Genomic DNA, 21341 nt, shown 5'->3' with positions numbered 1-21341 from the left:
TAAGCGCCGGGAAGCCGCTCGCCCGCTCCCGACGCTTTCTCGTCGCTTACTGCTTGGACTTCAGCATCTTGTTGATGTCGTCTTCCGTCTTCTTCAGGCCGTCCTTCACGCTGACTTTCCCATAGACAATTTGGGCATACGTATCGTTGATCACCTTGAAGAAATAGTCGCGGTCGGCCAGCGGACCGATCCAGCGGCCGTGAGGAAGGACATCGAGCGCCGCTTTCACGATCGGAGCGCTCTCCAGATACTTCGGATCTTCGGCGACTTTCTTGTTGGCCGGAATGGACGAGGTGCGAAGATTCCAGGCGAACGCGTTCTCGTCCTTCATCATGAATTGCACGAACTCCCAGGCGGCTTCGGCATTGGCGCTTTGCTTGGATACGACTTCTCCCCAGCCGGATTCGGCGCTAAATACTGCAGGTCCGTCGCTATAGGAAGGGACCGGCATATAATCGAAATCCTGAACATTAAACGTGTTATGGCCTTCCGCAATTGTCCACGGCCCTGCCGTCGTCATCGCCGACAAGCCTTTGAAGAACACCATGTAAGGCTCTTCCGGCGTCCCAAGCTTGGTCAGGTCGGTGACTTGATGAACATTGACCAGGTCGACCAGCTCTTGCATCGCTTTCTCCGCTTCCGGAGTGGAGAAGTTCACCTGCGTCTGATCCTGATTCCAGAAATCGGCGCCCTGCTGCTGGATAAGCGCGAGGAAATAGAAAACGACGCTGTCGTTGGACGTAATGTCCAGCCCCCGGACGGAGATTTTGCCGCCTTCGCGTTTGGTCAATTTCTTGGCGTCTTCAATGAGTTCCGCCCAGGTAGCCGGGTCCTTATCGATTCCGGCTTCTTCGAACAGCTTGGGGTACCGCAGAGCCGCCCCGTTCTCCATGTTGAATTCGTGCGGCACGCCGTACACTTGGCCTTCATACTCGAAGCCGCCGATCGCCGCCGGATAAACCTCCGCCTGCAGCTCCGCTCCGTTCGCCGCCGGCTCCAACAGCCCGTTTTTCGCATATTCCCGAACCCAGGTACCGAACATTTGCACGATATCCGGAGCCGTTTTCGTATTCATGGTCACCCGGATTTTTTGGACGAAGGCATCGTAAGGAAACACCTGAAGATCAATAGTGACGTTGGGCTTCACTTTCTTGTAATCTTCGATCAGCTTTTTGTTGGCTTCGACGAACGAGGGGTTCTCATGAACCCACCAGACCAGCTTGATCGGTTTGTCTCCATCCTTGCCCCCCGTCTCCCCGGTCGCATTGCCTCCGCCCGAGCAACCGGCGAGCGCCAGGCTTCCCATTAACATCAGAGCTACGATCAATAAAAGCGCTTTTTTCATGAAACGTTCCCCCTAATGAAATTGATATATGAAAGACATGCTTATTGCCGAAGATTAGCGCAGCTCTGCGATGAAAGGCTTCTCCGCATCGTACAATTCATTGAACATCGATTGAATTTCGTCGAGAGAGCAGACAGCGGACGTAAGCGGATCGATCATCAGCGCGTGCATCGCGGCTTCCTTGTCGTTATTCAGCACGGCGGTTACCGCGAGTTCGAAGAAGGCCATATTGCTGCGGCACAGGGCGGCCAAGTGCTCGGGAAGCTTGCCGAAATGGGTTGGATGAATGCCGTTTCGATCGATCAGGCAAGCGACCTCGACGACTCCGTCATTCGAAAGATTGTCGATCAGACCGGTATTGGCGACGTTTCCATAGATGACCTTAGGCGTATGATTAATCATGGCATCCATGATTACGGCCGCATATTCATTGGAGGATTCGAAGCTGATCTCTTCTTGGCCTGAGATGCGGCGCAAGATCTGCTCGTCGTTCTCCTGTCTCCAGGTCGGCCAATTGTTGGCGTAGAACCCGGTTCCGCCGTTGTATCCGACGCCGCAATGGCGCTCCAGCAAATCTTCGCGCTTCCGGTAATACGGAATGTACTCCGAGAAATGGCCGCTTGACTCGGATACGAACGCGCCCAGGTACTTCATGGCGTCCAATCTTACCGGATCCCTCCTCAGCAGTTCGGGATTTTTCATCCTCTCTTTAAGCTCGGGATACAAATCCTGTCCGTTCCGCGACAATTCCACAAACCAGGACATATGGTTAATGCCGCCCGCTCTCCATTTCAATTCCTCGTATGGAATGTCCAAATATTTCGCGAGCTGCGCAGACGTGTTCTGAATGGAATGGCACAGCCCGACCACGGGGATTTCTGTCGTTTTGACGGTGGCAAGCGTAACGGCGGACATCGGATTCGTATAGTTCAGGATGACGCATTCCGGACAGTAGGCTTCTATATCGCGAATGATATCCAGCCAGGCCGGAAGCGTTCTCAACGTTTTGAACAGCCCTCCGGGTCCGAGCGTGTCGCCGATGCATTGCTTGACGCCATACTTCAAGGGAATCTCATACTCGTACTTAACGGTTTGCAGCCCGTGGACTTCGATTTGATTAATGACGAAATTCGAGCCGGGAAGCACTTCTTTGCGATCTGTGGAAGCCGTTACTCGCCACTTCCTGCCGGCAAGAGAAACAACCTTCTCCACCAGTTGTCTGGCCAGATCCAACCGGACGGGATCAAGATCGATCAGACCAATGATCACGTCGTCGCCCAGATTTGCAATATTCGTCATATCCACGACGATATCTTTAGTAAAACTGCTGCCTGCGCCTATAATCGTCACTTTGTTCATCGTTATTCCCCTTTTCGTAGCTTTTTGGGCGCAATAATTTCAGGAAACGCAAAATATTTGCCCAAAGTTTTCTACAACAATCTTATTGTTTTGGGGCAAATTTGTCAATGAAAAATTGATATTAAAACAACAGACGAAAGGAATCGACTATTCGTTGTACTCCGACATAGCAAAAAAGCCGTTCTCCTCAGCGGGAGAACGGCCCCTTAATCATTGTCTACTCGGCAAAATCTGCTACCCTCGGAGTATTCAGACACGCCCTAGTCTTTTGTCGAAGAGCGCCTGATTTTCAGTTCATAAGGAAGCAGCGCTCTGATCGGAAAGTACAGTCTTCCTTCCAGGTACTCGGACAACAAGTAAGCCGCCGTTTGGCCGATCTCATATTTGGGAACATGAATGGTGGATAGCGGTGGAGAAGTATATTGCGAAATATCGATATTGTCGACTCCGAAGAAGGCTATGTCGTCGGGCACGCGCAGGCCGACTTCCGTAACCGCGCGCATGGCTGCGATTGCCATGACATCGCTTGCTACGAAGAAGGCGGTAGGCAGTTCCTCTCGCGGCACCTCATTCACCAACCGGCTCATCAATTCAAAGCTGTTTTCAATTTGCCACTCGGCGTTCAAAATCCATTTCGGCTCCGGTTCAATGTCGGCTTCAAGCAGCGCGTAACGATAGCCCCGAAACCTCTTCTCGCGATAGATGTCCCCCGACAGTCCCAAGCCGCCGATAAAGCCGATTTTCCGGTGCCCCTGCTCGATCAGATGCCGAACTGCCGCCTGGGAAGCAGACACTCTGTCATAGGAAACCGTAGGAATGGTCGGATCGTTCACGTCGACGCCGACAATAACCGGTATATGCTTCTTGATGGCTTCATAGATCGGAGGGTCTATGCCTTCGATAATAATTAAGCCGTCTATCCGGCTGTCTTGAATGATTTGCTGCTGCACCGAAGGATCTCGCAGCTCGTCCCTCGTATGAATAAAAGACAGCTCATAACCTCTGTCGGCCAGTCCTTTCTCTATTCCTTTCAAAACAAGAGAGAAGTACGGATACGAGTAATTTTCCTGGGGAAGCGAGATAATGCAGCCTGCCCGCTTCGTAACCGCCGGCTTTGCGCCCTCGTCCCCTATCGGTCGCCTAGACCACCCTCTGGTTCGGTAGCCAAGCTCTTCGGCGGTGATCAGGATTTTTTTCTTCGTAACGGCGTTGACAATTTTGCTGTCATCGTTGTTCAACACTCGAGAAACGGTCGAAATCGAGACGCCCACTTTTTCGGCAATATCTTTTAAAGTAGCCACTGTTTCACCGCCTTAAATTTTTGGGCCCAAATCGAACCTCTTTATCATAGCGAATACAGGACGTTCCTGTCAAACTGTAATTACTCGGCATTCTATTCGGCGAGCGGTGTTGCATACTTTGCAGCATTCGCAGAAAAAAAGGCTTGAAGATCAAAGAAAACAAAGAGAAAGCGCCCAACGAGGGACGCTCTCTTATATTAGCCCTTTGTTTGGATGCGCGAACTACCCCCTCCTTATTCGACTCACATTCCGATTCATCAGATGACGAACGACTCCGCGAAAGATCGTTTTCCTGAGTGGGCTTAGCGCTTGTTGATGAACGAAGAAGAAAGCGTCGGGACTGTCGTAGATTCCAAAATCACGGACGATCCCTTCCTTTTGCACGTAAGTGTCGCTCTCGTTCCAGTACACGGCTGGATTCTGAAAATTGTCTGTCGCAACGCCATAACCGCAAAAGGAGCCTGTGCACTGCCCAAATTTTTGCTGAAGCTTGGTCAAGTAAGGGATGTCCAAAATAAATCCTTCGATATTCAGCCACTTGTCTTCATAGCGCACTTCGACCCAGCTGTGAACGATCTCCCGGGGCGACATCCGGTAATACCATCCTCTCATCGCTCCCTTTTGCAGCTTTTTGTCGATGGTAAACCCGTGCATCCGGCAAGACACCCCCACGGCCCGCAGCAGTGCCATAAAAAGCACCCCTTTCGTATTGCACTGGCCGTAGCCATCCCGCAGTACCTCGGAGGCTGGAATATCGTCCGCCCTGTTATAGCCGAATAGAACGTCGTCGCGGACGTAGTTATAGATGCCAAGAATCCGTTCTTTCATGGGCAAACGATCCCACTTGCGGCTGTGAACCAGCTGTTGGATCGTTGGATGGGAGTAATTCAGCAGTTCCGTTTCCTTCAAGTATGCATTCATTGGAAACACCTCCTGCATCAAGTGTACCGTTCATGCAGGCAGGAAACTTGCAAAAAGACGCTATCTTTGCGAATATCCTTCGCATTCATCCCTAATAGTCTTTTACTCGTAGCAGCCAAATGCGAGGGGCTGTCGAACCCCGCCGTCATCGCCGCATCGGTAATGCTTAGGCCTTGGAAAATCAGGTAGGATGCCTTCTGAAGCTTGTGCAGCAGCATATATCCGCTAAGCGATATGCCGGTATTTTCCTTAAAGAGATGCGACAATCTGCTGTTGGACAAACTTAATTTACGGGCATACAGACTGACGGAGTGCTCGGAGTCGGTGCAATCTTTTACCAACTGAATAAACTCTCTTATCCTGGAATCCGTAATTGCGGTCTTCGTCCGTTCCACACCCATAAGCGCCGTAAGCTGTTCCAGAAAAGCAATATAGCTGTCCGTATCTTTAACATGGGGATGCTCACTTTGCACCAACTCGCTCATCGTTCTCACCGTCTCTGTCGGGAGCACAGCATACTTACGCTCGCCTATGTATCGCTTAAAGCTCGCCGCCATATCGGAGGTGCTGTCCATAAGCAGCAGCAATAAAGGGCGACCCGCTCCCTGCAATCGATGAACAACGTTCGAATCGATGAGAATGCCGGAACAGCCTACAACTTGTCCCTCCACCTCGATCTCAAGCTCGTCCTCCAAGGAAATTGTCAGCTGCAAAAAGGTATGCCCATGCTCGTCCGCATCAATCTTATCGGATAATATTAGCAGGTGATGCTCCGCACCGTACAAAATCATCATTTTACGATCACTCCACGTTAATCTCGAATTTGGACGAGACGGATATCACACGGATGTATGGATCTCGAAAACAACAAGGAATTGAAAAGAAGGAATTCCTTATAAAAGGGTAGAAGTAATTGATATGTGATATTTTTGAAGATATGGAAGCATTTCAAGTCACTTAAGGAATTATGAAATCGAACCAAGGGTGGAGGAAACGAGAATATGGCGAACTCGAAGCGATTAGCAATCAACGATAAACCCGAAATCTTAAGTTATTCGTCCCATGCTAAGACATTGGCCATTCTTTCAACGGATAAACGCTACGAAGCCTGGTTCCACAGCAACTATATCCAACTTATATGCGAAAAAGACTTTAAGGACAAGGGTATTCATCTAGACTTTTACTTGGGTCCCTCTAAGGATTTCAACTTTTATGTGAATAATCCTTGGCTTTACTCACAAACGATCAAGAAAGAAATGGTCAATCATCTAACCGATAATATTACAGAATTTGCGATTTCCTGTATTGATAGGAACTACTATGTAGACTTGCATTTGGATCAACATTTCGTAGCAAATGACCCCGGCTTTCATTTTGAACCCCACCAATTTTATCATGACACATTGGTTTTTGGATATAATCGCAGCGAGCAGTACTTTGATATCTTGGGGTATAATCCATTTTACAAATCGCTAAAAATCTCTTTTTCCGACTTCGACAGTGCCTATCGAAATTGTCCGATAGAAAAATGGTACACGGTTTTATATTTATACCATTACGAAAAGAAGCGCCCAGGCTCGCAAAGTAAAGATTATATATTGGATGTAACCTGGATCGCGGATTCTTTAAAGGGCTATTTAAACTCTACTGATCATACACGCTTATTTGCGATGTTCGATTCAGGAAGAAACAACCTTGCCTTTGGAATGGATGTCTATCATTACTATAAATTAAATTTAAAGTCAGGCGATTTTTGGGAAGATATACGACCGCTATATGTATTGTGGGAACACAAGAAATGCATGCTTTCAAGGATTCAGTATTTATACGATCACCATTATTTGAGTCAAAGTAATTATGCGTATCTAAAGGTTCAGTTTGAAGAAATCAAAAACTTGGCGGAATTCATTAAGGTAACCCAGTTAAAAGCCTTAATATCCAAAGATCATAAGATCATAGAAAAAATTATTTTTAATTGTCTTGATGAAATCGCTAGTAAAGAACACAAGGCAATAAATGAGCTTATATCTGCCTTGGAATTACCTCTCCACGACTAAGTTAGATCGATCAATCCCTTGTCGGAGCTATGGGATAGCCTTCTTCATCAATAAAAAAACACAAGCTTGAAGGTGATTAACCCTCAACTTGTGTTTTTTGTTACTTATATCGGCAGATGAATTCGGACAATTTGATCCCAAAGGCGTTTACTGCGGTTCCTTCAACCATCGGAACGGCGTCGTCTCAAAAAACAGATCCGGATTCACCGGAACATCATGTGCAAAGAAGGTGAAATGCAGATGGGGGCCGGTAGAGAAACCGGTTGAACCGACAAGGCCGATAATATCGCCTTTTTTAACGGTATCTCCGGCGGCGACCTGAATCTCCGACAAATGCGCATATTGGGAAAACAGCCCCATCCCATGATCGAGGTAAATCGTGTTCCCCGATAAATACAATTCGTCCGCCAGCGCCACGACGCCGTCGTTCGTCGCCTTAATCGGCGTTCCTTCCGGAACCGCCAGATCGATCGCCATATGCGAATTGCTCAGCTTGCCGTTCACGTAACGCGTATACCCGAAAGGCGTCGACAGCCGCCCTTTCAGCGGCGCTATGAATTCCGCATCGAACAGGAAGGCGGGAGCCGAATTCACTCGGGCGGCGGCGACTTTCTTCTGATCGGCCTCGATCCGCTCGGTATTCCGCCTCATGCTCTCCATCTGCTCCGACACCTTCAAATGCTGCGTCTTGAACTCCTTCTCCTCCACAGTCAGCTTGCTGTCGCCAATCGCGTATGCTCCCGGCTCCGTTGACCGAGGGATAGGAAGGTATGTAAAATATCCGGCTTTAAACGGCTGAAGCTGATAGGTCTTCCCTTGCCACTCCAACTCGCCCGGCTCGCTATGACGTACTAGCACAGCATCCCCGGGAACCGTTCGATCCGGCAGCAGCGTCCAGCCCGGCTTCATTGCCTGCTGCGCCAGCTGCGGCGATCCATACAACGCCGTTTCTTCCTCCCTATGCTCGCGCCGGGCCTTTTCTTCCTCCATCTTTGCGCGCAGCTCGGCAGTCACCTCATCATGCCAAGTCTGCCCTCCATCGACGGTAACAAGCAAAGGCATGACTAGCCCGCTTCCTTCTGCTGCCAGCGCCCAGCCAATTGGTCCGGAGACGGGCTGTGCTCGCTTCACTGCGACCTGCCCGCCCTTGTAGTCGACTGTCTGGCCGGGAGAAAATTCGGAATAAGCCGCCTCAATTGTACCTATCGACTGCTCAACCTCTTTCGCAAGCTTCTCTGCGGCTCCCACGGCGTTCTTTTCCCCAGCCACGTCTTCGTCAATCGGTTCGCGCCAGTCCGGTCCCGCCTTCTGCCAATGAGCGCCTCCGTCTTTGGTCACCATAACCGCGCCATCGGCATACCGAAACCAGCCCGCATCCAGATCGAGCATGCGAAACTCGACGATATCGTGCACGGGCGTAGCCTCATCCTCCTGCGAAGCCGATGGCATCGCATTCGCTCCGTCCGCGGTCTCGGATGATGTTATCTTTTCGGGCTTGGCACTCTGGTCATATAACAACCACGCGGCTCCTAACGCCACGACCAGCGCTGCTCCCAGCAATACCCGCTTCTTCATTACACGTAATCCTCCTTGAAGTACATAGCTATAATTCAATTATAACTGAGTATCGGGGAAAGGAAACCTGACGCCCCTCATACAGAGCAGGCAAGGCTGTCACGACTGCGTGACAACCACCCATGCCTGCGTATAACAAAAAAACGCAATCCCCTAGGACTGCGTAATGGTGCTCGTTAACTTTTGCGCAACAATTGGTTTGGACTGACCTGTCCCGAAATCTGTCTATTCAATCCAAGCGTGAACAATAGCTCCATAATCGTCTTTAGTTCTTCATACGTGCGTCGAACGGCTTTCTCCGATATGGGACGAAATCCTTGAATTTCGAACAGATCCATCCTGTGAATCGCGAGAGCGAACAGACCGTCGTGCAGACTGATTGCAATTTTCTTCCTCGGAAATATCTTTTTTAACAGAAGAAGCCTCTCCAGCATATTCGCTGGCAGCAAGTACCGAGCCAGCGTTTCATCGTTCGTGCGGACTTTATAAAAACGGTTAAATGCGATGTCGTCGGTACGCATCATCTCCAAACCAGGCAATTTGCGCAATTTCAACTTATAATTGCGGGCGGTTCTTCCGCGGGATTCGATGATCGTCGTGCCTTCGAACGACTTAGGGAAATCGGCAATGAATACGAAGCCTTGAAAGTTAAGCATCGAGCGCTTATTCGCGTATTCGTCATTGGACGTGTACTCCTCATAGGAGGAAATTTCCGAATAATGAAACCTGATCTCCCCTAGTCTCCCGGAGATATGGTCCTCCCCCTCAAGGCCATTGATCTTCAGATGATCGAATAGCTTCGTCCGCTTCAGCAGCCTGTGACCGACGTATTTCTCCATTTCGTAGTCGCACTGGTAATCTTCTCCGCGATCGATTGCATCATTCATTCCTTGCTTCAACTTGTCCAGCAAAATCGGGATAATTCTTTGCTTATATTCCGCGCTGTAATCTTTCCACAGGTTTTTCTTGGCACGATAAAAGACATAACCCGCAGCGATGGAGGCGGTCAAGCCAAACAACATCACTTCAAAAAAAGATTCTTCGTCTACTGCAAAATCTACAATGTACAGCAGGAAAGCTACAGTCGCCAACAAACAACCGGCATAGATTACGTATTTTCTCAAATGTCGATTTCTCATCCGCTCATACTCGGGATTAGTAGAAAAACTTGATATTTCGCCGGCAATCTCGCTTGCGAACTCCTCATAGGGGGGAATCACGACCGCATCCGTCTCCATTCAAGCTGCATATTTTCCTTTATCATAGGAGATACGTCGATAATTGTCGAGAATTTTTGCCGCTAATCGAGAAGAAGATCCCCGGGGCCTTTGTCGGCTCGCTGGGGATCTTCTTGTGTACCGGCTTTTAATCATCCAATAAACGTCCATTATCGTGCCATTGACCGTACACTTTGTTTTCTCTGGTATTGGCAATGAATTTGTCTAAACGGCTTCGATACAATTCCGGCTGGCTCTTAACGCTTTGTATCGTATCGATTCTTATTCTTTTATAAAGATCGGGGAAAGCCACGAAATTATCGTACACTTGCTTATCCTCTTTGAGCCTTTGCTCTATCTCTTCGGGGATTCTAAAAGAACGATGATCCATGTCGGGAAGAACTCTTCTTCCTTCGTCTCTCATTAGCCCCAACTGTTCAAGACGTCGGACGCGTTCTTTATTTAATTCGGTCCATGAACTTTTTTTACTTCTGGGAGATAACCTTTGAGCCATCGTCTTTTCGGAATATTTCTTCTTGGTTCCATCGATCCATCCGAAGCACAATGCCTCTTCGACTGCGTCCAAATACAGCAACGTACCGGGGGTAGGCGTCATACTGACCAATATCCAGCAGCACTTTTCCGCCTTACCGTTGTTCAGCAGCCAATCCCTTAACTCCTCCCTCGATGTTACCGGGACCAGATTTTCAATCTCCATAGTCGGATTTCATTTTATCGGCAATTATTTTGTCGAGAAATAGATCTGCGTCGCTATTGAATTTCCAAACGATCCCGAATTTATCAACCAGCATTCCAAAACACGAAGACCAAGGCATACTGGATAAAGGCATCGTAACATATCCGCCAACCGACAAATTATTAAAGTATTCCTCCAGCTTTTGTTTATCCTCTATGACTAGACTTATCAGTACGTTATTTCCTTTCACCACTTCGCCTGTTACCCTCTTCATCGAAGGCAGAATATCCGACAGCATGATTTTCCCGCCTGCGAATTCGATTGAAGACTCCATGATCATATTTAACTCATCTTCCGGCAAGGGATAGTTCGGATCTTGAGGAAAATCCTTAAACTTCACTTTCTTCACTTCATTCGCGATTAAAGCCTCCGCATAAAATTCAATCGCTTGTTCCGCAACTCCATCTAGATTTAAGTAAGCAATAGCCGACATAAACAAAACCTCCTCTTGTGATACCTGTAGTATAATAGATCAAAGGTGACAGCTGTATGTCACCATTCAAGATGAGATAGGGGAAACGAGGGGGAAAATATGGACAAGGTCGAGAGACTCATTTCAATCATCATGATATTGCTGAAAAAGGAGATCGTCTCTGCGACACAATTCGCGCAATTATTTCAAGTGTCCAAAAGAACGATTCTTCGCGATATGGAAACGCTGAGTTTAGCCAACATCCCGATTTATTCGATCAACGGAGTTCATGGCGGCTACGGGATTTTGGAGGAATACAAGGTGGATAAACGTCTTTTAAGCAGCTCCGACCTTGAGAATATATTGACTGCATTAAGCGGTTTTGAAAAGATTCTAATTAGCGAAGAAGTTGAAACGACGATAAAAAAAATAGAGGCGATGGTTAGCCCATTGTCTCTGAAAAATTCAATACAGTTGTCCTTCTATGATTGGGAGGGACGTTCCGAGATCCTTCAAACCTTGAAACTCTGTCAACAAGCCATCTTAATGAGAAGGCTGGTTTCATTTGATTATATCGATAAAAATGGCGCCACAACGAATAGAACGGTCGAGCCGTATCAGCTTCATTTTAGCGAAACGAGTTGGTATTTGAAAGGCTTCTGTTTACAGCGTATGGGATATCGAACGTTTAAATTGTCTCGGATCGATCGCCTCGATATGGATGAAAAAACGTTTAAGCCCCGAGAATACTTATTAGAACAAGAACTCGGTACCGCTTATCAACCGCAACTTGTCGCGATTAAAGCCTTGATTTCGCCAGCCGTCAAAGATCAATTCATTGAGCGGTACGGTCGGAAGAGTATTGAAAATTATAATTCCGAATATTTATTGGCAACCATCGATATCCCTCATAACAGTACGGGTTTTCAGTTTTTAGCAAGTTTCGGCACTAATCTAGAAGTCGTTGAACCGAAAAGCTATGTCGATGACTTTCGAAATTATTTAAACAAAATGATAGAGAAATATTTGTGAAAAGGTGGCTGGAGGGAGCCTATTTTACGCAAATGACTTTGCCTTTCGTCATATTGATCAATTGCTCGGGCGTTAATTGAAACACTGCTCTTGGATGTCCGGCCGCAGCCCATATCTCGTCATACTGAAGCAAATCTTCGTCAATCAGTGTGAGGAGCGATTTTACATGCCCCAGCGGCGGTACCCCGCCAATCACAAATCCCGTTTGTTCACGGACATAATCGGCGTCGGCTTTACCTAATTTCTCGCCAATCAGATGGCCGATCCGTTTCTCATGAATTCGATTTACTCCGCTCGCTACAACCAATAGCGGTTTATCGGAATGTTGAAGACGAAAAATAATGGACTTCGCAATATGCGCAACCTCGCAGCCTATGGCGTCGGCGGCTTCCTGAGCGGTTCTTGTGCTATCCGGCAATTCAATTACTTTATTGGGATAACCCAATTCTATTAGCTTGTTTTGAACCTGCTGTGCGCTCTCTTTAAGCTGACTCATCGATCTTTACCTCCAATATTTCGATTTTACGATGCTGAATAATGCATGACGACTTGGATGACCGCATCCTCATTCGCATTATTCCTATACTGATGGATAACATTTCCTGAGAACCGTATCGCGTCTCCTGCAAATAAAGTATGGACCTCATCCTTAACCCTGATCGTAAACTCCCCGGAAACAACGGTAATGTACTCTACAACCCCCTCGTTGTGCGGAGTCGAAACATAGCTTGCTTTAGGCTTTAATACAAGCGTGAACATTTCAATTTGCGTTTGCGGATTAAACGGAAACATTACGTAAACGAGACAATTGCCATTATCCTCCGTTAGATCCGGTTCTGTCTTTCGATTAACAATAGCTATTGTAGGCTCGTCGTCTTTAATTAACGATGAGAAAGAGACTTGAAGTCCCGTAGCAATTTTCCACACGGTAGTGACTGTCGGCTGGGTGTCCCCTCGCTCAATTTGATGCAGCATTCCCTTGCTAACCCCGGTTAGATCGGCCAATTTATCTAAGCTGAGCTGCCTTTGCTTTCTCAGACGCTGTAGGTTCTGTCCTATTCGAATATGAATGGCATCCAATCTCCCCCACTCCTCTCTTATAATATATTATACACTTATAACAATATAAAATACAAAAAAAGAAGCGGGAGTTACCCGCTTCCGTTACTTTATCCGTCAATCCCACAAGCCCTCAAGTCTGCTAGCACTCCACACGCCTCAACTTCGTTTAAGCCGGGTCAGCGTTCCAGAAGAGAATGCATGACCTCAACGATTTTTTGTTTACTTACCGGTTCGGCATGCCCGACTACACAAGTATCGAAATCGAATCCTTCAATCGTTGTAAGTAAAGAACGCAACTTGTCTTTATCCAAGTAGCAATTATTATAATAGTCCAAACCGACGGCATCGCCAATAAATAATACTCTCTCTTGAGGTACGAGTACACAAACGGAATCTTCGCTGTGCGGAGAGGCGACATGATGCAATTGCGCAGTAATGCCTCCTAAATCGATTTCCATAAATCCGCTGAAGGAGAGATCGGAAGTCACAACCCGGATTTCCGATAGCAATGGATACTCATTACGAATACAAGTATCCGCAAATTCAATCTCAACCTTTTCCGCCAATCTCTTCTTCATTTCGGAATCCGTCCATTCCCACATCGCCATCTCCGCTAATTTAGCGTTCGTTTTTTGATGGGCGATGGTAACCCCGTCCGCTGCATGCATTCCAAAAGTATGATCCCAGTGCCAATGCGTAATCGCAATAATTCCCGGTTTTCGGAAACCTTCGTTATTTACAGCATCGTTAAACGATTCAAGATGGTTTTTGGAATTGCCTGCGTCAACCATTAAAGAACGCTTTTCCCCATTAATATATCCAAGGGTCGGCCGATCGGACTCTTTGCTGAACATCGTATAAAAAACGCGATCCGTTATCCGTCTTAGTTCCATACAATAACCCCTCCTGTCGGATGAACATTTTCAATGAAAGTAATCTTGTAAGAATTTTACTAGGGCGTGTCTGAATACCCCGAGGGCAGCAAATTTTGCCGAATTTTCGTTCCATGCAAGGAACTTTTGTGAAGGCGTACCGGAGGTACGTCAAGCAAAAGTGACGCAGCAGGGGAGATGAAAGGTGCCCCTGAGCGGGTTTTCAGACACGCCCTAAGCATTTGTTCATCATTCTATTTGTTTTTTGCCCAAAAAACAACCCGCTCAAGCTTAGTCCGCCATACCAAAAACACGCCTCATCGGCGTGTCGGGGGTTTGGTTCGGTTGGAAGATCAGGATTATTCTACGCATCCTCCTCCGATACACCAAGCGCTTTATTCCTTTCCTTGAACTTGGTATTATGCGAAGAAACATAGGCCATTTTCGCTGCGGCTGGTTCGATGTGGAGCTTGGCGCTATTGACGGCCAACACTGCATCCGTAAATGCTCCGGCAATCAGCTTTACTTTAGATAAATAGTTCGCCGTATCTCCGGCTGCAAAAATACCGGGCAAATTGGTTGCGAGTTTCTCGTTCACATTAATATTCCATTGCCCCATATCCATGCCCCAATCGACTATCGAACCGAAGTCCCCGCGCAGTCCATGATTGACGATCACGTCATCTATCCCAAGTCGTTCCGTTTCTTCCATTAGAGCGCCATCTGCATTTATCTGAGCAATCGATACCGCCTCAATGGCGTCGCCGCTAACATTGCCATGAAGCCGGGTCACCGCATACGGCGTACGAACATCAACGGATGATTCCTTCATCCGCTTCACATTCTTCTCATGTCCGCCAAAGTGTTCACGGCGGTGTACGACAGTGATACTTTCGGCAATCGGCTCCAATTCGTTCGCCCAGTCGACAGCGGAATCGCCGCCGCCGGAGATAAGCACCCGCTTGTTTCGGAAGCTTTCTAGTTGTTCCACGGTATAGTGCAAATTCGTTAATTCATAACGTTCGGCCCCTTCGATGTCTAGCTTCGCCATCTTCATAACACCGTATCCCAGTGCCAAAACAAGCGAACGTGTATGGTGCTGCTCCCCCGTAACGGCAGTTAGAAGCATTGTCCCATCCTCGAGTCGCTCCAATCCGCTAATCTGCTGCCCCAATACGATAGTCGGATCAAACGTATGAGCCTGCTGAATCAGTTGCTTGATGAGCTGCTCGCAACGGATTGGCGTAATCCCGCCGACATCCCAGATCATTTTCTCCGGATAAATCAGCAGCCGCCCACCCAGTTCTTCCTTTGCTTCGATCAGCTTCGTTTTCATATCGCGCATGCCGCTGTAAAAAGCCGCGTACAGCCCTGCTGGTCCTCCTCCAATAATCGTAATATCATACAGCTCCAACGCTTGTGTCATGCCGCTGCCTCCTGATAAGGATCTTTCATCCTTCCAAAATCCCTTAATTTCCGATCATACTATTACATCGTTTGCTTCTTAAAAATAGAGGGCAATACTCCCAACAACCGTTCACGCGTGATCGGATCGCTATGATTCCATGTAGAATCTACAAAATGAGTCTTACCGGGAGCCAGCGCGGCTAAAACGGAGATCTGCGGACAGTGAGCAACAGTTTGCAGTTCTTGGGAGGAAGCCACGATAAAATTACGCTCTCCAGCATAGTGATTTATTTGATCCGGCTGAATTTCTATCCATGCTTGCCCCTTCTCGATTAGATGCATCACTTCGGCAGAGGAACGAAAGCCAAGCGATTCATACAAGCTTGCAGCCAATCCGTTCTGGCCCATAACATAAAATTTTGCGCCTTGCTTGAGATAAACAGTAGCTGTCTCTCCGGCAGCATAAGCATCGGCTAATTGCCTGCGTACCAGTCTTACCTTGCCCTCGTATGCAGTAATCCACCTCTCCGCCGCTTTACTGCGTTCAAATAGTTTAGCGATATACCTTAATCTCTCAAACAGGCTCAATTTCTTGTCCAGTACAACAGTTGGAGCAAGCGCATCTAGTTCCTTCAAAGCCTGCGGGTAATAGCTAAGCAATATGAATTCTGGCTGCAGCTGCGCGATTTTATCCGGATCTGCCCAATACCCGATACTATGAATATTTCTCAGCTTATTGTGATAAATCACGTTATCTTTCATGATAGAGATGGCTGCACCTATAGGAGATATGCCTAGAACGAGTAATTCTCCAAGCGTGAATTTACCATCGGTCACAATACGTGTTGCATCTTTAGGAACATGAACTTTTCTGCCAAGCGAATCGATAACTGTTTTTTGCAGCTTATGAAGATGGAGATTCGTATATTCACGCGGAGTGTTTCCGGTTAATTTATGAAAGCACCGGCTGAAATAATATTCATCCTTAAACCCGACTTGTCGAGCTATTTTGCTCAATGGCTCGGTAGAAGTACGGAGAAGCTCTTTTGCCTGGTTTATTCGTATATGGGCTAAGTAATCAGTCGGCTTTTGGCCGGTCAATGTTCTAAACTGTTGACTATATTGCCATCTGACCATTCCGGCCATGTTGGCTAGTTGTTCCACTGTCAAATCCTCATCATAATGCTGTTCCATATACTGTAGAGTATGTTGAACCAATTTTGTCTTTTCTTCGTTCTGCAACTGGGCAACTTGCTGATCCGACTCGGCCATCAACCCTAGAATAAGCTGAAGTCTACCTTGCATCATCACTATTTCCGCCGGGGTTGGAGACGAGCAAAATCGATTCCTCATCGATGCTTCATTCCCTAATACTCGCTTGACTTGAGAAAATAACAGATGATAGGGATAACCGCAAAGTAAAGGGGGCTGAGCAATTGGATTCAACGTCATCCCTTTTACTTCAAAGGTTGCAAAGGTAAAACGAGCAAGGTGTGCCTCTTCATTACTTGATTCAACCGCACAGCTTTGTGAGGGTAAAACCAGAATGCTGCTCCCTTGTCGCAGATCGATTGCAATTTTATCTACGTATATCCTTATATCATGACTAAGCGCTATCCATAATGTGCATAAATTCGGTTCATTGTAAGATATCCCTTCATTATGGCTACTACTCGCTGGGATCGTCCGGTCAACTTGAAGCCTATCATAGTTTAGTAGTCTAAAATACAGGGATGCTAGATTCATAAGCAACCTTCCACAGTTGATTTCGGTTTAAAGAATGGAATGGACAGATACAGTTTTACTGTTTGTGCATCCATTCCGGCAGCTTTTTATACAACTGCTCCAAAGCTAACAAATTATCCGTATTCCACTCATTAGAAACAACGTAAACTTTCCCCTTTTGGACCGCAGGCAATGTTCCCCATAACGGGCTTTGCAGCAGTCGGTCAGCTTCCGTTCTACTTTCATCATTATCTTGTACAAGTACAAATATATTATCACTAGCATACTCCGGGATTAGCTCTTCTGATATATCAAGGAAAGATATCCCTTGTTGATCAAGAATATTCTTCTGTATAGCCGGTGGCACGGCATAGCCATTCCCTCCATAAATAATGGCGCCAAAGTTGCGATCGCCCATTGCATAAAGGGATTTACCTAGCTGATAGAAAACTGTTGCCGTCTCCCCTTCAGCTAATTGAAACTTATCGAACATCTCTTTCGACTGCGTCTCAAACTTAGTAATCAATTGAGCCGCCTCCTCCTGTTTGCCAAAGATCCTTCCTATCTCCTTTACGCGTTCTGTATAAGGAAGAGCTGGGTTGAAGGGAATAGTCGTAGCAATTTTTGATAATGCCACATGATGGTCTGCTTCTGCCTTGTAATAACCATTAATAATCAGATCGGGCTTCAAAGTCAGAATCACCTCTAAGTCACCGGGATTTCCAACATTAACGATTCCATCTAATTTCCCCTCATAGTAACTAGGAACATCCTGAGGAAGGTTATTGCCAACAACTGAAAGGTTCATTGCCAAGAAATCGCCGATCGTCTGACCAATATAGACAACTCTTTTTGGAATCGCAGGTATTTCTACCTGTTCGCCCGTAATCGTTGTATATTGAACTGTTTTCCCGCTTTCCTCTGCCTGCGACTCGGATACGGTGTCATTAGAATTATTGCAGGCCGATAATATCAACAATAACAGGAGGAAACTCCCTCCCCAAAGTATATTTCGCTTTCCATGTTGCCTCTTCATATTTTAGTACCCCTTTCCTTCTTTCTATTAATTGAAAATGATTATCATTACCATAGTTTATTGTAGCTTGTACAAAAAGGGGAAACAATGAAAAAAACGCAATGATTCTTTTGGATAAATGTCAATGGACAATCACCAAGCTGTCTCCGCCACGGGCTCCACGCTAAGCTTGTTACGTCCAGCCAAAATAAAAACGCAACCTTCGCAGGTTGCGTGAATTTACATTTTGGTGGATCTTAGCGGGATAACGATATTCTTTCGAGCTTAGACCCGCATTAGCCGGTTTCACTGCCCCAAAGGCTGTTAATCATAGAATCATAAGCCTAACATAGGAACATGCTTCCGAACGTGATAAGTGAGCGACGATGAAATGCATTGCTTTAATTCATCTACGAATATGTCGTCGTCTTCATTGAATATAATCGCTCGGTTTCCTTCAAAAGTGAATTTATCACGGTAGACTTCCCGGAATGTCTCAACGAGTATCGTTTTGCAGTTAAAATATAGGGCATACTGACTTGGATTCGACTTTTTCCAAGCTATTCTAATTGTGCTTCCTGTTTTCGTAATGTAACTTGGTTCTCCCCATTTTAATGTCTCTTCCACGGAATCAACCCCATCTGTCTGTGAAGCAGTATCCAAAATAAGTTGCCGGAGAAAAAGCAGCTTCTTCTGAAATTTTACAGGATACTGTTCAAATACAGCGGCTACCTTAGTATTTTCAATTTTATCCACACGGATCACCCACTTCTGCGATTAGAATGAGCTTAGTATAAAATAACCAACCTGACAACTAGCTGTCAAGTTTATATTTTTTGGCAACTTGCTGCGGATATTCGTTCCAGACGTCCCAAATAATTTGCGCGGCCCCGTTTAAACGCCTCCAACTCTCTGTGCGCGGAACGCCCCCACCTTGGTTCGATCAGCTTAGTCCAGCCAAAATAAAAACGCAACCTTCGCAGGTTGCGTGAATTTACACTTTTGGTGGACCTTAGCGGGATCGAACCGCTGACCTCTTCGCTGCCAGCGAAGCGCTCTCCCAGCTGAGCTAAAGGCCCGGGATACATACTTGATATCGTCGGTCGCGCGATGGTATTTCGTTGGCGACAAAAATGAGTTTATCACAGAGCCAGCAGGCTTGTCAACGCTTTTATCGCATAAAAAAATAAAGAGCCCGGTTCCTGCAAGGAACGCGGGCCTGAGATCTCGTTGGCTGCTTATATACCGTGTTTGTTCATCAGCGTGTTCAGCTCTTTAAGGAACATATTGATGTCCTTGAACTGGCGATACACCGACGCGAAACGCACGTAGGCGACTTCATCGACGGGATAAATATGCTCCATCAGCAGCTCGCCGATAATCCGGCTCTCGACCTCGGCCGAGGCCGTATTGCGGATTTCCCGCTCTACCTCGGAGACGATGACTTCAAGCTGGCCAACGGATACCGGACGCTTCTCGCAAGCGCGCAACAAGCCCCTGAGCACTTTGTCCCGGCTGAACTCCTCGCGGCTGCCGTCCTTCTTGATGACCATCAGCGGCGTTTCCTCAACCGTCTCGAAAGTCGTGAACCGACGGCCGCACTTTTCGCACTCCCTACGGCGGCGAATCGACTTGTTGTCGTTGGCCGGACGGGAGTCCAGCACCTTCGTTCCGTTGTAATCGCAATAAGGGCATTTCATGTCGTCGACTCATCTCCTTCGATTTTGAATGATTTTCCAAGGCTTCCCTTACATGAACATCAGAATAAAGCACATAATACAGTTACCAACCGCAAGGAGGTGAACACACATGGCCGGACAAAACAACAACAGCAACCAATTGGTTGTTCCACAAGCGACTGCAGGCCTGAACCAACTGAAATACGAAGCGGCTCAAGAGCTGGGCATCGCTATCCCGCAAGACGGTTACCAAGGGAACATGACTACGAAGGACAACGGTTCCATCGGGGGTCACATTACCCGCCGTTTGGTACAAATCGCTGAGCAACAGCTGGCAGGTCGTTAATGCTAACGATCATCGACAGCCGAAGCACTTAATACCGGGAAGCTTCGAAGCAAACGCTTCGAGGCTTCCTCTTACCTATTTGGAAAAAAAATTATAACGTTACGTAAATATCCTGATACTTCTTATAATAATACAACACACGTTGCACGTAATGTCTAGTCTCCCCGTACGGAATGTCGCTGATTGTCTGCTCTTTTCCATCCCACACTCTGTTTTCCAGCCACGATTTGACCTTCCCGGGACCGGCGTTATAGGCGGCCAGCGACTTGACCAGATCGCCGTCGAACTGTCGATGCAGCTCCTTCACGTACCAAGAGCCGAGTGAAATTCCCGCATGCGCCTGACTTCCGACATCCTCTACCGTAATTTCTCCGAAATCGCCTTTCTTTAAAATCCACGCGGCCGTATCCGGCATAATTTGCATAATTCCGACCGCTCCCTTTCGGGAAACGGCTGTTAGCTTATAGTTCGATTCGACGCGGATAATCGCTGCGATCAGAAGCGGATCGAGCTCGTACTGCTGGGCGTTCCGCTTAATCTCATCCTGGAATGAAATCGGATAAATTCTTTTCCCTAGCCAATCCGACCGGATGAACAAAACGCCGAGCAGAATCAGGACTAACAGAAGGATGAAGCGCTTGCGTCTAACTCTCTTCTTCATCCTAGCCCCTTTTCCCGCCAGAAGCGATCAATCTGCCGATCCGTATCCTCCGGCGTTCCTGTATTGTGAATGAGTATGTCCGCTCGCCTTTTTTTCTCCTCGATATCCATCTGGGCCGCAAGCCTCTTCTCGGCCTCCTCCGGCGTCAGAGCGTCGCGCTCGATCAATCGCCGCAGCTGGGTCTCCCGTGGAACGTAGACGACCATCACCTGCTCAAAGTAACTTTCCAGCTTCGACTCGAACAGCAGCGGAACGTCGACGACAACCAGTCGGTCCGGTTCCTCCGCTTCGTAGCGCGCCATTCGTTCCTTCATGACGGCTCGAATGGCCGGATGCGTAATCGCTTCAAGCGCTTTGCGCTCCTCCAGGTCGGAGAAAACGACTGCGCCAAGCTTCTTGCGGTCCAATGAACCGTCCGGTTGCAGCACAGCTTGTCCGAACCGTTCGGCGATCGCATGCAAAGCCGGTTGCCCGGGCTCAACGACCTCCCGGGCGATTTTATCCAGATCGATCAGCTTCGCCCCGCGCTCCGTGAGCAACTTGGCGACCGTGCTTTTACCGGTGGCGATGCCTCCCGTTAAACCTATGTTCATACGAT

At 47.4% G+C, this 21341-nt stretch carries 22 protein-coding genes and 1 tRNA gene; 3 read left to right on the top strand and 20 right to left on the bottom strand.

Annotated features, from left to right (window positions below):
• Positions 1-46: 46 nt before the first annotated feature.
• From DFP98_RS09630 to DFP98_RS09610, 5 genes are all read right to left on the bottom strand, one after another.
• Positions 47-1345, bottom strand: a complete 1299-nt coding sequence (locus DFP98_RS09630) for an ABC transporter substrate-binding protein (protein ID WP_116060373.1) — start codon at positions 1343-1345, stop codon at positions 47-49.
• 54 nt (positions 1346-1399) lie between these two features.
• Positions 1400-2704, bottom strand: a complete 1305-nt coding sequence (melA, locus tag DFP98_RS09625; protein ID WP_116060372.1) for an alpha-galactosidase — start codon at positions 2702-2704, stop codon at positions 1400-1402.
• 260 nt (positions 2705-2964) lie between these two features.
• A complete protein-coding gene (locus DFP98_RS09620) occupies positions 2965-4005 on the bottom strand; it encodes a LacI family DNA-binding transcriptional regulator (RefSeq protein ID WP_116060371.1) in 1041 nt (346 codons plus the stop codon).
• A 222-nt stretch (positions 4006-4227) separates the two neighbouring features.
• Positions 4228-4926, bottom strand: a complete 699-nt coding sequence (locus tag DFP98_RS09615) for a transglutaminase-like domain-containing protein (RefSeq protein WP_116060370.1) — start codon at positions 4924-4926, stop codon at positions 4228-4230.
• Between the two features lie 17 nt (positions 4927-4943).
• Positions 4944-5720: an AraC family transcriptional regulator gene (locus DFP98_RS09610; RefSeq protein WP_116060369.1), complete on the bottom strand. Its 777-nt coding sequence runs from the start codon at positions 5718-5720 to the stop codon at positions 4944-4946.
• Positions 5721-5927: 207 nt separating this feature from the next.
• Between DFP98_RS09610 and DFP98_RS09605 the strand changes: the two genes are divergently transcribed.
• The gene (locus DFP98_RS09605; RefSeq protein WP_116060368.1) at positions 5928-6983 is read left to right on the top strand and encodes a hypothetical protein; all 1056 of its coding nucleotides are present in this window, start codon (positions 5928-5930) and stop codon (positions 6981-6983) included.
• A 147-nt stretch (positions 6984-7130) separates the two neighbouring features.
• On the opposite strand, the gene DFP98_RS09600 is transcribed toward DFP98_RS09605, so the two are convergent.
• From DFP98_RS09600 to DFP98_RS09585, 4 genes are all read right to left on the bottom strand, one after another.
• Positions 7131-8558 carry a M23 family metallopeptidase gene (locus DFP98_RS09600; protein WP_116060367.1) on the bottom strand — a complete coding sequence of 476 codons (1428 nt, stop codon included), beginning with the start codon at positions 8556-8558 and terminating at the stop codon, positions 7131-7133.
• 176 nt (positions 8559-8734) lie between these two features.
• Positions 8735-9682, bottom strand: a complete 948-nt coding sequence (locus tag DFP98_RS09595; protein WP_181917590.1) for a DUF3137 domain-containing protein — start codon at positions 9680-9682, stop codon at positions 8735-8737.
• A 241-nt stretch (positions 9683-9923) separates the two neighbouring features.
• Positions 9924-10493, bottom strand: a complete 570-nt coding sequence (locus DFP98_RS09590) for a YdeI/OmpD-associated family protein (protein WP_116060365.1) — start codon at positions 10491-10493, stop codon at positions 9924-9926.
• Positions 10483-10965, bottom strand: a complete 483-nt coding sequence (locus DFP98_RS09585; RefSeq protein ID WP_116060364.1) for a VOC family protein — start codon at positions 10963-10965, stop codon at positions 10483-10485. The genes DFP98_RS09590 and DFP98_RS09585 overlap by 11 nt, the downstream gene beginning before the upstream one ends.
• Before the next feature lie 99 nt (positions 10966-11064).
• Here DFP98_RS09585 and DFP98_RS09580 point away from each other — a divergent pair, with 99 nt between their 5' ends.
• The gene (locus DFP98_RS09580; RefSeq protein WP_116060363.1) at positions 11065-11976 is read left to right on the top strand and encodes a helix-turn-helix transcriptional regulator; all 912 of its coding nucleotides are present in this window, start codon (positions 11065-11067) and stop codon (positions 11974-11976) included.
• Positions 11977-11995: 19 nt separating this feature from the next.
• Here DFP98_RS09580 and DFP98_RS09575 read toward each other — a convergent pair whose 3' ends face one another.
• From DFP98_RS09575 to nrdR, 9 genes are all read right to left on the bottom strand, one after another.
• Positions 11996-12472, bottom strand: coding sequence for a YbaK/EbsC family protein (locus tag DFP98_RS09575; RefSeq protein ID WP_116060362.1), 477 nt, complete (start codon positions 12470-12472; stop codon positions 11996-11998).
• Positions 12473-12498: 26 nt separating this feature from the next.
• Positions 12499-13056, bottom strand: a complete 558-nt coding sequence (locus tag DFP98_RS09570) for a helix-turn-helix domain-containing protein (protein WP_246016473.1) — start codon at positions 13054-13056, stop codon at positions 12499-12501.
• A 158-nt stretch (positions 13057-13214) separates the two neighbouring features.
• Positions 13215-13931 (bottom strand): MBL fold metallo-hydrolase, encoded by a 717-nt coding sequence (locus DFP98_RS09565; protein ID WP_116060361.1) that lies wholly within the window; start codon positions 13929-13931, stop codon positions 13215-13217.
• Between the two features lie 343 nt (positions 13932-14274).
• Positions 14275-15336: an NAD(P)/FAD-dependent oxidoreductase gene (locus tag DFP98_RS09560; protein ID WP_116060360.1), complete on the bottom strand. Its 1062-nt coding sequence runs from the start codon at positions 15334-15336 to the stop codon at positions 14275-14277.
• A 62-nt stretch (positions 15337-15398) separates the two neighbouring features.
• Entirely contained in the window at positions 15399-17063 is a 1665-nt protein-coding gene (locus DFP98_RS09555; protein WP_116060359.1) for a helix-turn-helix domain-containing protein, read from the bottom strand.
• A gap of 55 nt (positions 17064-17118) precedes the next feature.
• Complete coding sequence (locus DFP98_RS09550; protein WP_116060358.1) at positions 17119-18078, bottom strand: ABC transporter substrate-binding protein; 960 nt, start codon at positions 18076-18078, stop codon at positions 17119-17121.
• Positions 18079-18393: 315 nt separating this feature from the next.
• A complete protein-coding gene (locus DFP98_RS09545; RefSeq protein WP_220377076.1) occupies positions 18394-18813 on the bottom strand; it encodes a DUF1801 domain-containing protein in 420 nt (139 codons plus the stop codon).
• 247 nt (positions 18814-19060) lie between these two features.
• Positions 19061-19136 (bottom strand) — tRNA-Ala (locus DFP98_RS09540).
• Between the two features lie 159 nt (positions 19137-19295).
• Positions 19296-19757, bottom strand: coding sequence for a transcriptional regulator NrdR (nrdR, locus tag DFP98_RS09535; protein WP_116060356.1), 462 nt, complete (start codon positions 19755-19757; stop codon positions 19296-19298).
• Between the two features lie 109 nt (positions 19758-19866).
• On the opposite strand from nrdR, the gene DFP98_RS09530 reads away from it, so the two are divergent.
• Positions 19867-20082, top strand: a complete 216-nt coding sequence (locus DFP98_RS09530; RefSeq protein WP_116060355.1) for an alpha/beta-type small acid-soluble spore protein — start codon at positions 19867-19869, stop codon at positions 20080-20082.
• A 91-nt stretch (positions 20083-20173) separates the two neighbouring features.
• Here the strand turns inward: DFP98_RS09530 and DFP98_RS09525 are convergent, their stop codons facing one another.
• Both DFP98_RS09525 and coaE read right to left on the bottom strand, forming a co-directional pair.
• Positions 20174-20743 carry a lytic transglycosylase domain-containing protein gene (locus DFP98_RS09525; protein ID WP_116060354.1) on the bottom strand — a complete coding sequence of 190 codons (570 nt, stop codon included), beginning with the start codon at positions 20741-20743 and terminating at the stop codon, positions 20174-20176.
• A complete protein-coding gene (gene coaE / locus DFP98_RS09520; protein ID WP_116060353.1) occupies positions 20740-21336 on the bottom strand; it encodes a dephospho-CoA kinase in 597 nt (198 codons plus the stop codon). Before coaE ends, DFP98_RS09525 begins: the two co-directional genes overlap by 4 nt.
• Positions 21337-21341 lie beyond the last annotated feature (5 nt).

It is taken from the genome of Cohnella phaseoli (assembly GCF_003386235.1).
GTDB classification, from domain to species: domain Bacteria; phylum Bacillota; class Bacilli; order Paenibacillales; family Paenibacillaceae; genus Cohnella; species Cohnella phaseoli.
This window is presented reverse-complemented; position numbering and strand designations above follow the sequence as displayed.